This window comes from Brucella sp. NBRC 113783 (assembly GCF_040372265.1).
In the GTDB taxonomy this organism is placed as follows: domain Bacteria; phylum Pseudomonadota; class Alphaproteobacteria; order Rhizobiales; family Rhizobiaceae; genus Brucella; species Brucella teleogrylli.
In genome coordinates, this window is the sequence record NZ_BAABRX010000001.1 from 281847 (window position 1) to 295066 (window position 13220).

Here is a 13220-nt window from a genome sequence, read left to right on the forward strand (position 1 = left end):
TAGCGCGGCTGCACGCGGTCGATGGGGGGACGTGTATCTTCCGCTCGCCGGTTTAAGATAGGGAATATTGGATGTCACAGGTACCCAAAATCGCTGTGGTGGAAGACGAAGAAGCGCTGAGCGTTCTGCTGCGCTACAATCTTGAGGCCGAAGGCTATCAGGTGGACACGATGCTGCGCGGCGACGAGGCCGAAATCGCGCTGCGCGAGAACGTCCCTGATCTCCTCATCCTCGATTGGATGCTTCCCGGCGTATCGGGCATCGAACTGTGCCGCCGTCTGCGCCAATGGCCGGAGACGGAACGCCTGCCGGTCATCATGCTGACCGCGCGCGGCGAGGAAAGCGAACGCGTTCGGGGTTTAAGCGTCGGGGCCGACGACTATGTCGTGAAGCCCTTCTCGACACCGGAACTCCTGGCCCGCGTCAAGGCGATGCTGCGCCGTGCCAATCCAAGCCTGCTGTCGCATGTTCTGAAAGTAGGCGATCTGGTGCTCGACCGTCAGCAGCACCGCGTTTACCGCAAGGAAAAGGAAGTCCGTCTTGGACCGACGGAGTTCCGTTTGCTCGAATATTTCATGATGTCGCCGGGCCGCGTTTTCTCGCGCAGTCAGCTTCTCGACGGTGTCTGGGGACCGGATATCTATGTCGATGATCGCACCGTGGATGTCCATGTCGGACGCTTGCGCAAGGCCATCAACTTGGGTCGTGCGCTCGATCCGATCCGCACGGTACGCGGCGCGGGATATTCTTTCGGCTGATCGTGCGTCGATAAAAAACTTCTTTTCGAGCCCGTCTTTCCTCATCGAAAGGCGGGCTCGATCACTTTCTGAAGCGCTCTTGCGGCCTGTTATCCTTGCCAGCCGATTCGGTCCGGCGAGACGCTGAAAAGGCTGAAAATCGCTAATCTCACGGAATGTTACGCTTCTTGTATCAAAGTTGAAGGAACCGGCGCAGGACTTGCTAAAACAGTTACGCCGCAGATTTTCCCAACCTGATGAAGCAAGATATATCAAAATTTTACAGCAGTTGCGAATTAAGGCAGGGTTGTGACCTGTATTGAGGAACTATCATTTCCATCAAATCAAAGGTTTATCTCTTTTCCGCAGGTTCATTAAGAAAATATTAATAGTTTTGAATGGTTTGTGTGGACAATTGCGCTCGTGATTCGGGTTTCATTTGCGACCATTTCGATGGTTTCAGCAATTTCGGAATTTGACCCATTGCCTTTTTTTGGCCTAAAAATTCCAAAACCTTGAAGAAGACGAGCGACGGCAGGTTGTTTGATTTTTGATCTTCGCCTGCTTTGACTTGCACCGCAGCTAGACCCGTATTGGTCATTTTTGGCCTTCGGATCGACTGCTTCAGTTAAGGGTCCTGAATATGAGACTGAGCCGTTGACGCGCGCTGGTAATTGGAAGCTGCCTGTATTGGCAGGACTGCTCGTAGCGCCCTTCGTAGTGACGGGTTGCACGACGACCGGCACCACAGCCAAGACCGAGAAGACGGCGGCCGTAAGTCACGTCAAGTCGGTCAACGGTGTCAAGACCTATACCTATACGGCAAGGGACAAGGAGTGTCTCGAGCGCGCCATGTTCTTCGAATCGAACCGCTCCAGTTCCGATGGTCTGATGGCTGTCGGCACGGTTGTGATGAACCGCCTCGCATCGGGCCGTTATCCGGATACGATTTGCGGCGTCGTCGGCCAGAAGAACCAGTTCGCACCCGGCGTTCTCACCCGCAAGATGGAATCCAGCAAGCTGCCCGATGTTCAGGCCGCAGCCGACGCCGTGCTGAAAGGCCAGCGCCATCCGAAGCTGAAGAACGCCATGTTCTTCCATACGGCAGGCCTGAAGTTCCCCTACAACAACATGCACTATGTGCTGGTTGCCGGCGGTAATTCCTTCTACGAAAAACGCAATCGCGACGGTTCGTTGCAGAACCCGGTGCCGCAGGAACCATATAACCTCGCGCTCGCCTATTCGCCGCAATCGCCGTCGCTGCCGCAAGACCCGTCCTATGACGTGACCTTGCCGCAGGCGGGACCGGTTCCGGCAGCAGCGCCAACCGTACAGGTCGCGCTGGCGGATGCGTCCAAGATGGAAACCTCTGTGCGTGGCAGCGGCCTTGGACCGCAGGCGCGGGGCAATCGCCTTGCGCATAACAACGATGTAGCGACGGCTCAGCCGCAAATTCAGCAGGTCGCGTCCTATCAGCCGCAATTCGATACGTCGGCACCGGCAAGCCAGCCGCAATCGCTTGGCTATGCAGCGGCAGATCAGAAGCAGGTCGATGCAATCGGCGCATTGCTTCTGTCGCAGGACCGTCCGGAAACCCCTCTATAAGTTGAGTTGAACAGATTTGGTGCGGGCTAATCTTTCCGATTGGCCCGCATTTTTTATTTGAGTTCTGCATTCCATCGCTATTAGCGGGGACGAACCACGACCGGACGATAGATCGGCTGATAGAGCATGATGGGCTGATCGTAGAAATCGACGCGGTTTTCCCAGGCGCGGCGATCCGCCCGGCGGTCGAGATCGAGCCGCTGCAGACAGTTGGCAAATGCGTCGGTCCGCGGCTTGAAGCCATAGCCGAGACATGTCTGCTCGTCGGCGGCGCGGCGCTCTTCCGGTGTCATGGTGACACAACCGGCCAGCAGGCCTGCGAGCCCCAGCAAAACAAGTAGTTTCCGGTTCATGTCATTCGTCCTGTGTAACTGCCCGCTGCTTCAATAATAGCGCAGGTGCATGAAAAAGAGTGGTGAAATTATGCCGTTTGGTAAACTGATAACGAGAGTATAGAACTGATTCCAAACCGCGCTCCTTTTTTTAAAGGTACGCGTCTTCGCATCAAAAGAGGTCCCGCAGCTCATGGCTCACGATATGCAAAATCCTGTCATCGATCCGGTAAAGCTCGAACGTCTGGCGGAAGTCGCCGTGCGCGTCGGCCTGCAATTGCGCGAGGGACAGGATCTGATCATCACGGCGCCGGTTGTCGCCCTGCCGCTGGTGCGGCTGATTGCCAAACACGCCTATAAGGCTGGCGCAGGTCTGGTGACGCCGTTCTTCGCCGATGATCAGATTGCGCTGGCCCGCTATGAAAACGCGCCCGATGCAAGCTTCGACCGCGCCGCGGACTGGCTCTATCAGGGTATGGCCAAGGCCTATTCGGAAGGTGCGGCGCGTCTTGCGATTGCTGCCGACAACCCGATGCTCCTGTCCAGCCAGGACGCCGCCAAGGTTTCGCGTGCCAATCGCGCAAATTCCAAGGCCTATCAGCCTGCGCTGGAAAAGATCGCGGGCTTCGATATCAACTGGAACATCGTTTCCTATCCAAATGTGGCATGGGCGAAGCTGATGTTCCCGAATGAGCCGGAAGAGGTTGCGACCCGCAAGCTGGCCGAAGCCATTTTTGCCGCTTCACGCGTGGATGTCGAAGATCCGATCGGCGCATGGGCCGCGCATAATGCAGCGCTTCGCACCCGCACCCGTTTCCTGAACGGCAAGGCTTATAGCGCTCTGAACTTCAAGGGCCCGGGCACGGACCTGACGGTCGGGCTTGCCGACGGCCACGAGTGGCACGGCGGCGCATCGACGGCGAAGAACGGCATTACCTGCAATCCGAATATTCCAACGGAAGAGGTTTTCACCACGCCGCATGCCTTGCGCGTCGATGGTTATGTCGCCAGCACTAAGCCACTTTCGCATCAGGGCACACTGATCGAGAATATCGCCGTGCGTTTCGAAGCGGGCCGGATTGTCGAAGCCAAGGCGAGCCGTGGTGAGGAAGTGCTGTCGAAGGTGCTCGACACGGATGAAGGCGCGCGCAGGCTCGGTGAAGTGGCGCTGGTGCCGCATTCCTCACCGATCTCGCAAAGCGGTCTCTTGTTCTACAACACGCTGTTCGATGAAAATGCTGCGAGCCATATCGCGCTCGGCCAGTGCTATTCCAAGTGCTTCATCGACGGCGCCAAGCTGACGCCGGAACAGATCAAGGCGCAGGGCGGCAATTCCAGCCTCATCCACATCGACTGGATGATCGGTTCCGGTGAAATCGACGTTGATGGCATCAAGGCCGATGGTAGCCGCGAGCCGGTGATGCGTCGCGGCGAATGGGCCAGCTAGAGCATTTCCAGCAGAAGTGCGTTGCGGTTTTGCGTAGGATAATGCGTAAAAACAAAGAGATAGAGCAGTTGCCCGATTCCGTTTTTACCGGAACCGCTCTGAGTGCTGGACGCCGGAAATCGAAAAGGCCGGGAAATTTCCCGGCCTTCTTCATGATTGCGATGAACTGAAGCCTCAATTCTTTTCCTGCACATGGGCTTCGAGGAACCATAGCGCCTTGTCCAGCGAGCGCGAAGCGGCGGTAAAAATATCCGCCGTGTTGTCGTCGCCCGCCTCGTCTGAATCCTTGATCGATTTGCGCAGAAGATTGGCGACATCGCCATAACGCTCGATCAGCGCGCCCAGATGATCGTGAACCGCATAAATATCGGTCGGATAGGGCTTCAGTTTCGTTTCCTTCACCACAATCTGCGACGTGCCATAGGCCGTGCCGCCAAGCTGCACCGCCCGTTCGGCAATGGTGTCGACGTGATCGTCGAGTTCGGTGCGGAAACCGTCGAGCATCTCGTGCACTGCGATAAATTGCGGCCCCTTGAGGTTCCAATGCGCCTGCTTGGTGATCAGTGCAAGATCGATGGTCGCAGCCAGATTTTCGTTCAGAAGCGCGATCATGGTCGTCTTGGTGTTGGAAGGAAGATCGTTGCGGGTTGCATGCATCGACTTATTGGACATTTTATCCTCATATCCTTTTGCACAATCAGGCGCGAGCGATTGGCTGGCTCGCAGCGATTGGGAGAATCGCCAGCGTCGGGGCGGTCGAAGAGAGGCGCAAACAGAATCGTCCCGCACCCAGCAAGAAAACGCCTGCCGAGAGATTTTGTTCCGCAGAAAAAGCCGAAAATTCCAAGCCAGGCTGCTCTTTGACGATGAATTGGTGTCCACTTGGGCACGGTTAGACTTGTCGCGGGGGCAATTCTCATTTACCCGGAAGTGCATGAAGATACTCGCCCTCGATACCGCCGCTTCCTATTGCGCCGCCGCCGTCTATGACGCTGGCCGCGATGTCGTTCTTGCTCAGGTCAGCGAGAATATCGGCAAGGGGCACGCCGAAGTGCTGATGGATTATGTCGGGCGCGCGCTGGCCGAGGCAGGCGTGGCGATTAAGGATATTGATCGCGTGGCGGTGAATATCGGCCCCGGTTCTTTCACGGGCGTTCGTATTGGCGTTTCGGCGGCGCGGGGTTTTGCACTGGCGCTCGGGTGCCCGGCGATTGGCGTCACCGCCTTCGAGGCGCTGGCGGATGAGACAATCACACACATGCCGGGCAAGCCGGTGACGATCCTGCTCGACGCGCATCGCGGCGAGATTTACGCGCAGACATTCGACGCCAATGGTGCTGCCCTGTCCAAGCCATCGGTGCTGTCGCGAGAAGAAGCGGAAGCTTTTGCAGGCAATGCGGCCCTCGATACCGTGCTGGCCGGATCGGCAGCAAAGTCGATCAACGAGGCCTTGGGCGACAAGTTTGCGCTTGGCCCCATCGAGCCGACCGCCAATATCGCCACTTTCGCCTGCCTGGCGGCCACACGCACACCCGCTGACGCGCCGAAGCCGCTTTACATGCGCGGGCCAGATGCCAAGCCGCAGGTCGGGTTTGCATTGCCGCGCAGGCAGGCCGGAGAATAGGCGATGATGGGCTTGCCATTCGGTCGCTTCGGTCGCCGACAGGTTTCGGTGGAAGCGCTCAGCGCGCAGGACAGCCACGTGATCCAGCGCATTCATGCCGTCGCGTTTCACCATGGCTGGAGCTCGGACGATTTTCGCTCGCTGATCGCGCAGGATACGGTTTTCGGTTTTGTCGCCCGTGCGGAAGGCAAACCCAATGACGCCTGCGGTTTCGTTCTGGCGCGGCTGGTTGCAGGAGAGGCGGAAATTCTCACCATCGCGGTTTCTCGCGATGTGCAACGGCAGGGTGTCGGTCGCGCGCTGATGGATGCCGTGTTGCGCTATCTCTATCAGGAACGGGCGGAAACGCTGTTTCTCGAAGTCGATGAAGCCAATGTCGCGGCGCAGGCGCTTTACCGGCGTCTCGGGTTTCAGAAGGTCGGTGATCGCCCGGCTTATTACGAAACCGCCAATGGGCGCTCGGCAGCGCTCGTTCTGCGCCGCGATCTGAAGAGACCGCAATGATTGGCGCGATCCGGGTCTTTCTCGTTCTCGCGGCCATGGTCATGCTGAGCCTGTCGCTGATCCCGGTTCAATATGTGTTTCTGAAACTCAGGAATGGCTGGAAACGCAGCCTGCCCAATTTTTTCCACCGCGTGATTGCGCGGTTGTTCGGCTTTCGGGTGCGCACCGTCGGCGAAATGCATCGCGGTCGCCCGTTGTTGCTGGTCGCCAATCATACGTCCTGGAGCGACATTGTTGTCCTGTCCTCGGTCGGGCAGGTGTCGTTCATCGCCAAGTCAGAAGTGCGCAGCTGGCCGATTTTCGGCATGTTCGCTGTTTTGCAGCGGACCGTTTTTGTCGAGCGCGAGCGGCGCGGCAAGACCGGCGAACAAACCTCTGAAATCGCCACGCGGATGAGCGAGGGAGATGCCATGGTGCTGTTTCCCGAAGGCACGACCTCCGATGGCAATCGGGTCTTGCCGTTCAAGACCGCTCTTTTCGGTGCAGCCCATGCGGCGATCAGGGAAGCCGGTGTGCCGGAAGTGCTCGTGCAGCCGGTCGCCATCGCCTATACCGGCGTGCATGGCATGGCCATGGGGCGCTATTTTCGCCCGATTGCATCCTGGCCGGGCGATGTCGAGTTGATGCCGCATCTGAAAGGTATCCTGCGCGAAGGCGCCATCGATGTTGAAATCCGCTTCGGCGAGCCGATGGTCGTCACGGCAGCCACAGACCGCAAGATGCTGGCCCGCACCATGGAAAGCCGGGTGCGCACACTTTTGCAAAGCGCACTTCTGGGCCGTGAGATTTCGGAAGAGTAACCAGCATTTTCAGCAAAAGTGCGAAGCAGTTTTGCGTTCGAAAATGCGATAGCGAAAAAGCCGATCAGTTTGTCACCTTCCAAAGCGGCGACAAAAGCTGTAGATAGCCCCGCATGAGCGAAAACATCACCGATATTGTGCCAGCGGCAGACCACGCCGATACGCGTCCAAATACGCGCAAGGTTTTTGTCAAAACCTATGGCTGCCAGATGAATGTCTATGACAGCCAGCGCATGGCCGACAGCCTTGCAGCGGAAGGCTATGTCGCGACCGATACGCCGGACGATGCCGATCTGGTGCTGCTTAACACCTGCCATATCCGCGAAAAGGCCTCGGAAAAGCTCTATTCCGCGCTGGGACGCCTGCGCAAGATGAAGGACGCGCGGCAAGCCAATGGCAAGGAACTGACCATCGGTGTTGCTGGCTGCGTGGCACAGGCCGAAGGACAGGAAATTCTGCGCCGAGCGCCGAATGTCGATCTGGTGATCGGACCGCAGACCTATCATCGCCTGCCCAATGCGCTGGCGCGCGTTCGCGGCGGCGAAAAGGTCGTCGAGACCGAATATGCGCTTGAAGACAAGTTTGAACATCTGCCGTCGCCGAAGCGCGAGGAAACCCGCAAGCGCGGCGTTTCTGCTTTTCTGACGGTGCAGGAAGGCTGCGACAAGTTCTGCACCTTCTGCGTGGTGCCCTATACGCGCGGTTCGGAAGTGTCGCGCAGCGTCAAACAGATCGTGGCCGAAGCGGAACGCCTTGCCGATGGCGGTGTGCGGGAACTGACCCTGCTCGGCCAGAACGTCAATGCCTGGCATGGCGAGGGCGACGATGGCCGCGAATGGGGGCTGGGCGAATTATTGTTCCGCCTCGCGCGTATTCCGGGTGTTGCGCGCCTGCGTTATACGACCAGCCATCCGCGCGATATGGATGACAGCCTGATCGCCGCGCATCGCGACCTGCGCCAGCTGATGCCTTATCTGCATCTGCCGGTGCAGTCCGGCTCGGACCGTATTCTCAAGGCGATGAACCGCCGCCACAAGGCGGACGAATATCGACGCCTGATCGAGCGCATCCGTGACGTGCGTCCGGATATGGCGCTGTCGGGCGATTTCATTGTCGGCTTCCCCGGCGAGACCGATCAGGATTTCGAAGATACGATGCAGCTGGTGCGCGATGTGAATTACGCGCAGGCCTATTCCTTCAAATATTCGCCACGTCCCGGCACGCCCGGCGCGGATCTGTCCGGTCATGTGGACGAAGCGGTGAAAGACGAGCGGCTTCAGCGCCTGCAGGCTTTGCTGTCGGAACAGCAATATGCGTTTCAGGAATCCATGATCGGTCGCGAGATGGACGTGCTTTTAGAAAAGCCCGGCCGTCAGGCGGGGCAGATGGTGGGACGCTCGCCCTGGCTCCTTCCGGTGATCATCGATGACAACAATGATCAGGTCGGCGAAATTATTCATGTGAAAATCACCTCCACTGGGACCAATAGCCTTATTGCGCAAAAACTGGCGTGAAGGCATGATACCGTTCAGGCAGATGGTTCGGCGCTTGAGTCTCGTGCCGATAATCCTGTCGGGCCGATGATCCCGTCGGAACTGTGATTGCAATGCGTGAACTCTTGAGGAGATACGGTTGAGCGCCACGGAAAAGCTGAGACCTGCCAAGCCAACCACTCTAACGCAAAAAAGCCCGACTACCGGGGCCTCGGATATGGCCCATATCGTGCTCACTTTCGAGAACAACCGCCTGGCCAGTGCGCTTTACGGTCAGTTCGACGAAAATCTGGCACGGATCGAGCAAAAGCTCGGTGTCGATGTTCGCTCCAAGGGCAACCAGCTCTCGATCCGGGGCGAACCGACCGCGACCGAACAGGCGCGCCGCACGCTCGATCATCTTTATGAAACCGTGCAGAAAGGCCATGAACTGACGGCATCGGATGTCGATGGTGCCTTGCGCATGGCCATCGCCGCCGATGATCAGCTCGACCTGCCGACGATGGAAAACAAGGGCAAGCTGTCTGCTGCCCAGATTTCCACCCGCAAGAAGACGATCTTTGCGCGCACCCCGACGCAGGACGCCTATATGCGGGCGCTCGACCGTTCCGAACTGGTGTTCGGTGTCGGTCCTGCCGGTACAGGCAAGACCTATCTGGCCGTCGCCCATGCCGCCATGCTTTTGGAACGCGGTCTGGTGGAGCGGATCATCCTGTCCCGTCCGGCTGTTGAAGCGGGTGAACGCCTGGGCTTTCTGCCGGGTGACATGAAGGAAAAGGTCGATCCCTATCTGCGTCCTCTCTATGACGCGCTTTACGACATGATGCCCGCCGAAAAGGTCGAGCGGGCCATCACGGCAGGCGTCATCGAAATCGCGCCGCTGGCCTTCATGCGCGGGCGCACGCTGGCCCATTCGGCGGTGATCCTCGATGAGGCGCAGAACACGACATCCATGCAGATGAAAATGTTCCTGACGCGTCTTGGTGAAGGATCGCGGATGATCGTGACGGGCGATCCGAGCCAGATCGATCTTCCACCCGGTCAGAAATCCGGGCTTGTCGAAGCGCTTCGCGTGCTGGACGATGTGGAAAGCGTCATCAAGGTGCGGTTCACCCAAAAAGACGTGGTGCGTCATCCGCTGGTGGCGGCAATCGTCAACGCCTATGACCGCGATGCGAAAACGCATGTCCAGCAGCCGGTCCGTCCGGAATAAGAGGACTTGTAATTGGTCGTTAGAACTACGATCTAAAAAATGCTGTCTGCCTTTTTGGGGCAGACGGCTTTCGAACAACTGAAAGGACGAAGCGGCTTGCTGTCCGGGAAGCCGCCGCAGAACGTGTCAGACAACGCGATCCATATCGATATCACCATTGAAGCTGGCAACTGGCCGGATGAAACAACACTCGAAGGACTTGTCAGAAAGTCTGTCGAGGCGGCATGGACCAATCTGGGCCTCAAGGATGCCGACAGCGAATTGAGTATCGTCTTTACCGACGATGCGTCCATTCAGGAGCTGAACGCCGAATGGCGCGGCAAGGACAAGCCTACCAATGTGTTGTCGTTTCCCGCGTTTCCGGTCAAGGCCGGGAACCAACCGGGACCAATGCTGGGCGACATTGTCATCGCCCGCGAAACCGTGGAGCGTGAAGCGGTTGAAGAAGGCAAGCCTCTTGACCATCACCTCTCACACCTTGTCGTGCATGGCTTCCTGCATCTGTTGGGCTATGATCATGAAACCGACGAGGAAGCAGAGGAAATGGAACGCCGCGAGGTCGAGATTCTTCATGCTATTGCCATCCCGGACCCTTATGCTGTATCCCAAGAGACCATTAACAACGATTGACCATGGCTGATCAAACCTCACAACCTCCGTCCGCGGGCGAGAATCGCAGCGAGACCCTAGACGCCGAAGGGCAAAGTACGCAGCGACCGGTAGCGGTCGAAAAGCGTTCCCTTCTGTCGAATATTTTCCCTTTCATCCGCTCGCGGCAGCAATCTTCCTTGCGTGAAGATCTGGCCGATGCGTTGTCCAGCACGGCAAGCGAACAGGATTCCGCCTTCTCGCCCGAAGAAAAGGCGATGCTGCACAATATCCTGCGCCTGCGTGAAATCCGCGTCGAAGACGTGATGATTCCGCGCGCGGATGTCGAGGCCGTTGAAATTTCCACGCCGCTTTGGGAAGTGCTGGAACTCTTCGAGGAATCCGGCCATTCCCGTATGCCGGTCTATGCCGAAACGCTGGACGATCCGCGCGGCATGATCCATATCCGCGACGTTTTGAATTTCATCACGCGTCAGGCGCGCCAGAAAACGCGCCGCCGCACGACGGCCAAGACGCCTGCTGCGGCGACGCCGCCGAAATTCGATATGAGCCGCATTGATCTCACCAAGACGATCGGCGAGCTCAACCTCATGCGCAAGGTGCTGTTCGTGCCGCCATCGATGATGGCGAGCGGCCTGATGGCCCGCATGCAGGCAACCCATATCCAGATGGCGCTGGTCATCGACGAATATGGCGGCACCGATGGTCTCGTCTCGCTGGAAGATATTGTCGAAATGGTTGTCGGCGATATTGAAGACGAGCATGACGACGAAGAAATCATGATCGCCGAGGAAGCCGATGGCGTGTTCGTCGTCGATGCGCGCGCCGATCTGGACGAATTCGCGGCAAAGATCGGCCCGTCTTTCGCGGTGGGCGAACATGGCGAGGATGTCGATACGGTTGGCGGCCTGATCTTCTCCGTATTGGGCCGGATTCCGGTTCGCGGTGAAGTGGTGCAGGCCGTGCCCGGCTATGAATTCCACGTGCTGGAGGTTGATCCGCGCCGCGTGAAGAAGGTGCGCATCGTGCCGCTTTCCGCCGCTGACCGCCGCAGGCAACAGCGTGCCGTTGTTACCACCAAGCCTGAAGAGCAGTCTCCGGCTACCGCCGAAGACACTGAAACCTTCAAAGAGGCCTGATGATCGAACGGCTTGCGGGCAGGATCATTCTTTCAAGCGGCTGGCGTCGTGCGCTGGCCGCTTTTTTGAGTGGCGCCTTCGCGACACTGACCCAGCCGCCTTTTGATCTCTTCATCGCCGGTTTCATTTCCTTTCCGATCCTCGTCTGGCTGATCGACGGCGCTTTGGCGCGCGCCGATGCTGGCCCGATCCGGCGTATTCTGCCCGCGGCAATGGTTGGGTGGTGGTTCGGCTTCGGCTATTTCGTCTCGGGCCTCTGGTGGATCGGGACGGCGCTTCTGGTCGATGCAGACGAGTTTGCCTGGGCCCTGCCGCTGGCAGTGCTGGGCCTGCCCGCCTTTCTGGCGATTTTCTATGCCTTTGCGACCATGGTTGCGCGCATTTTCTGGTCTGACGGGCTTGGAAGGATTTTTGCGCTCGCGTTCGGCTTTGCGCTTGCAGAATGGTTGCGCACCTTCCTGCTGACCGGCTTCCCGTGGAACGCTATCGGCTATGCGGCAATGCCGGTGCCGCTGCTGATGCAGTCGGTCGCGGTGGTCGGCCTTGTGGGCATGAGCGCGCTTGCCGTGTTCCTCTTCGCATCGCCCGCATTGCTGATCGGCGGACGGCTTGCAAAAAGCGGTATCACCCTCGCCATTCTTCTTGCTGCAACCCATGTCGGCTTTGGCGCATGGACACTTTCGCGCGCGCCAGCCGTGGGCGACGAAAAGGGCAACATCAATATCCGCATCGTGCAGCCCTCCATTCCGCAGACCATGAAATGGGACAATGCCGCGCGCCGCTCGATCTTCGACAAGCTGATTGCGCTGACGGCCGAGCCGCCCGCTGATGGCAAGCCGCGCCCCGATGTCGTCATATGGCCTGAAACGGCAGTACCCTATATTCTGACGTCGACACCGGAAGCGCTGGCCCAGATCGGCAATACATTGCAGGACGGTCAGGTGCTGTTGACCGGCGCCGTGCGCGAAGAGCGGGCCGCAGGCAATGGCGAGCCGCGCTATTACAATTCCATATATTCGATCAACGACCGGGGCGAGATCACCGACGCTACCGACAAGGTGCATCTTGTTCCATTCGGCGAATATCTGCCGTTGGAAAGCCTTCTGCGGGGGCTTGGACTTCAGGAAGTGGTGAAAATGCCGGGCGGCTTTACCGCCGGTTCCTCACGGCGTCTCCTGAATGTGAGGCCGGGCCAGACGCTCCTGCCGCTTATCTGCTACGAGGCGATTTTCCCTGATGAGCTGGGCGTTTCGGGGCCGGAAACAAGCGCGCCCAAAGCAATCGTCAACGTCACGAATGATGGCTGGTATGGCAACACGCCGGGGCCTTATCAGCACTTCCGGCAGGCGCAGGTTCGCGCCGTGGAGCAAGGCTTGCCGCTCGTGCGTGCGGCCAATAACGGGCTTTCGGCGGTAACGGATTCCTACGGTCGAATCACTGAAGGTCTCGCGCTGGATGCTGTCGGCGTGGTGGATGCTTCCCTACCGTCAGTTCGTGCACCATTTTGGGGCACAGCGCCGGGATCGAAACAGACGATAACGATCCTGTTAACCTTACTCTTTGTCAACGTCGCTTTCACGGTGTCATTCCGCAGGCGTTTTCATTGACACGGCAATTTTGTTAAGATGTTATACCGGCGCGGTGACGGTTCCCACGTGTGAAGTCGTGCGAAACGCGTCAGACTACCTCCCACAACGTGATGTTATCCCTGTTCAGA

At 58.3% G+C, this 13220-nt stretch carries 14 protein-coding genes; 11 read left to right on the top strand and 3 right to left on the bottom strand.

Annotated features, from left to right (window positions below):
* Nucleotides 1–71 precede the first annotated feature (71 nt).
* Nucleotides 72–758: a phosphate regulon transcriptional regulator PhoB gene (phoB, locus tag ABWW11_RS01335; protein ID WP_078337701.1), complete on the top strand. Its 687-nt coding sequence runs from the start codon at nucleotides 72–74 to the stop codon at nucleotides 756–758.
* A 364-nt stretch (nucleotides 759–1122) separates the two neighbouring features.
* Here the strand turns inward: phoB and ABWW11_RS01340 are convergent, their stop codons facing one another.
* The gene (locus ABWW11_RS01340; protein ID WP_235858892.1) at nucleotides 1123–1338 is read right to left on the bottom strand and encodes a hypothetical protein; all 216 of its coding nucleotides are present in this window, start codon (nucleotides 1336–1338) and stop codon (nucleotides 1123–1125) included.
* A 56-nt stretch (nucleotides 1339–1394) separates the two neighbouring features.
* On the opposite strand from ABWW11_RS01340, the gene ABWW11_RS01345 reads away from it, so the two are divergent.
* Nucleotides 1395–2342, top strand: coding sequence for a cell wall hydrolase (locus ABWW11_RS01345; protein WP_109370091.1), 948 nt, complete (start codon nucleotides 1395–1397; stop codon nucleotides 2340–2342).
* 80 nt (nucleotides 2343–2422) lie between these two features.
* On the opposite strand, the gene ABWW11_RS01350 is transcribed toward ABWW11_RS01345, so the two are convergent.
* Nucleotides 2423–2695 (bottom strand): hypothetical protein, encoded by a 273-nt coding sequence (locus ABWW11_RS01350; RefSeq protein WP_109370092.1) that lies wholly within the window; start codon nucleotides 2693–2695, stop codon nucleotides 2423–2425.
* A gap of 172 nt (nucleotides 2696–2867) precedes the next feature.
* On the opposite strand from ABWW11_RS01350, the gene ABWW11_RS01355 reads away from it, so the two are divergent.
* Nucleotides 2868–4121: an aminopeptidase gene (locus ABWW11_RS01355; protein WP_109370093.1), complete on the top strand. Its 1254-nt coding sequence runs from the start codon at nucleotides 2868–2870 to the stop codon at nucleotides 4119–4121.
* A 174-nt stretch (nucleotides 4122–4295) separates the two neighbouring features.
* Here ABWW11_RS01355 and dps read toward each other — a convergent pair whose 3' ends face one another.
* Nucleotides 4296–4793, bottom strand: a complete 498-nt coding sequence (gene dps, locus ABWW11_RS01360) for a DNA starvation/stationary phase protection protein Dps (protein WP_109370094.1) — start codon at nucleotides 4791–4793, stop codon at nucleotides 4296–4298.
* A gap of 262 nt (nucleotides 4794–5055) precedes the next feature.
* Between dps and tsaB the strand changes: the two genes are divergently transcribed.
* From tsaB to lnt, 8 genes are all read left to right on the top strand, one after another.
* Complete coding sequence (gene tsaB, locus ABWW11_RS01365) at nucleotides 5056–5745, top strand: tRNA (adenosine(37)-N6)-threonylcarbamoyltransferase complex dimerization subunit type 1 TsaB (RefSeq protein ID WP_109370095.1); 690 nt, start codon at nucleotides 5056–5058, stop codon at nucleotides 5743–5745.
* A 3-nt stretch (nucleotides 5746–5748) separates the two neighbouring features.
* Nucleotides 5749–6249: a ribosomal protein S18-alanine N-acetyltransferase gene (rimI, locus tag ABWW11_RS01370; RefSeq protein ID WP_109370096.1), complete on the top strand. Its 501-nt coding sequence runs from the start codon at nucleotides 5749–5751 to the stop codon at nucleotides 6247–6249.
* Complete coding sequence (gene olsA, locus ABWW11_RS01375; RefSeq protein WP_109370097.1) at nucleotides 6246–7049, top strand: lyso-ornithine lipid O-acyltransferase; 804 nt, start codon at nucleotides 6246–6248, stop codon at nucleotides 7047–7049. Before rimI ends, olsA begins: the two co-directional genes overlap by 4 nt.
* 113 nt (nucleotides 7050–7162) lie before the next feature.
* Complete coding sequence (gene miaB, locus ABWW11_RS01380) at nucleotides 7163–8563, top strand: tRNA (N6-isopentenyl adenosine(37)-C2)-methylthiotransferase MiaB (protein ID WP_124915144.1); 1401 nt, start codon at nucleotides 7163–7165, stop codon at nucleotides 8561–8563.
* A gap of 118 nt (nucleotides 8564–8681) precedes the next feature.
* The gene (locus tag ABWW11_RS01385) at nucleotides 8682–9755 is read left to right on the top strand and encodes a PhoH family protein (protein ID WP_171316966.1); all 1074 of its coding nucleotides are present in this window, start codon (nucleotides 8682–8684) and stop codon (nucleotides 9753–9755) included.
* A gap of 123 nt (nucleotides 9756–9878) precedes the next feature.
* Nucleotides 9879–10385 carry an rRNA maturation RNase YbeY gene (gene ybeY / locus ABWW11_RS01390; protein ID WP_109370346.1) on the top strand — a complete coding sequence of 169 codons (507 nt, stop codon included), beginning with the start codon at nucleotides 9879–9881 and terminating at the stop codon, nucleotides 10383–10385.
* 2 nt (nucleotides 10386–10387) lie between these two features.
* Complete coding sequence (locus ABWW11_RS01395) at nucleotides 10388–11503, top strand: hemolysin family protein (RefSeq protein ID WP_319080581.1); 1116 nt, start codon at nucleotides 10388–10390, stop codon at nucleotides 11501–11503.
* On the top strand, nucleotides 11503–13110 hold the full coding sequence (gene lnt, locus ABWW11_RS01400) for an apolipoprotein N-acyltransferase (protein ID WP_124915145.1): 1608 nt from the start codon (nucleotides 11503–11505) through the stop codon (nucleotides 13108–13110). The genes ABWW11_RS01395 and lnt overlap by 1 nt, the downstream gene beginning before the upstream one ends.
* The last annotated feature ends 110 nt before the right edge of the window (nucleotides 13111–13220 follow it).

What these genes read in the sequence shown, in the direction of transcription:
- phoB (WP_078337701.1), top strand. Translation starts at nt 72, where the DNA reads ATGTCACAGGTACCCAAAATCGCTGTGGTGGAAGACGAAGAAGCGCTG.
- ABWW11_RS01340 (WP_235858892.1), bottom strand. Translation starts at nt 1,338, where the DNA reads ATGACCAATACGGGTCTAGCTGCGGTGCAAGTCAAAGCAGGCGAAGAT.
- ABWW11_RS01350 (WP_109370092.1), bottom strand. Translation starts at nt 2,695, where the DNA reads ATGAACCGGAAACTACTTGTTTTGCTGGGGCTCGCAGGCCTGCTGGCC.
- ABWW11_RS01355 (WP_109370093.1), top strand. Translation starts at nt 2,868, where the DNA reads ATGGCTCACGATATGCAAAATCCTGTCATCGATCCGGTAAAGCTCGAA.
- dps (WP_109370094.1), bottom strand. Translation starts at nt 4,793, where the DNA reads ATGTCCAATAAGTCGATGCATGCAACCCGCAACGATCTTCCTTCCAAC.
- tsaB (WP_109370095.1), top strand. Translation starts at nt 5,056, where the DNA reads ATGAAGATACTCGCCCTCGATACCGCCGCTTCCTATTGCGCCGCCGCC.
- rimI (WP_109370096.1), top strand. Translation starts at nt 5,749, where the DNA reads ATGATGGGCTTGCCATTCGGTCGCTTCGGTCGCCGACAGGTTTCGGTG.
- olsA (WP_109370097.1), top strand. Translation starts at nt 6,246, where the DNA reads ATGATTGGCGCGATCCGGGTCTTTCTCGTTCTCGCGGCCATGGTCATG.
- miaB (WP_124915144.1), top strand. Translation starts at nt 7,163, where the DNA reads ATGAGCGAAAACATCACCGATATTGTGCCAGCGGCAGACCACGCCGAT.
- ABWW11_RS01395 (WP_319080581.1), top strand. Translation starts at nt 10,388, where the DNA reads ATGGCTGATCAAACCTCACAACCTCCGTCCGCGGGCGAGAATCGCAGC.
- lnt (WP_124915145.1), top strand. Translation starts at nt 11,503, where the DNA reads ATGATCGAACGGCTTGCGGGCAGGATCATTCTTTCAAGCGGCTGGCGT.